Below are 334 nucleotides of genomic sequence, written 5' to 3' on the forward strand. Positions count from 1 at the left end.
AAAACAGATGATGAAACTGAAACGGTATATGTAGTGCGAATTATGTATGGTGGACGTGATGTTCATAAACAGTTAAGACAAACGGAAGATGTTTCAGAAGATTAAAATTGAATATTGAACCGGAGATTTAAGCAGTTAGTCTATGAAAAATAGGTTAGCTGCTTTTTTAATGCAAAAAAAGGAGGTGCCGTGTATGGGATATGCACGTAAAGATGTAGAGAAAACAAAGAAAATAGCAAAGAAATTTGTACGCTATCAAGAGGGTGCAGAGCTTTATAGCATTGGACTGACGAAATTCCAGGAGTTGGCGAAAGAAGCTAAAGCAGTGTATAAG

Annotated in this window: 1 protein-coding gene; it reads left to right on the forward strand. The window is 36.2% G+C overall.

Annotated elements, in window-relative coordinates; all coding sequences use genetic code 11:
* Positions 1-193 precede the first annotated feature (193 nt).
* The coding region (locus PZH32_RS14155; RefSeq protein ID WP_343074560.1) for a DUF6462 family protein at positions 194-334 on the forward strand (141 nt) is incomplete at its 3' end.

The organism is Adlercreutzia equolifaciens, from assembly GCF_029076695.1.
In the GTDB taxonomy this organism is placed as follows: domain Bacteria; phylum Actinomycetota; class Coriobacteriia; order Coriobacteriales; family Eggerthellaceae; genus Adlercreutzia; species Adlercreutzia equolifaciens_A.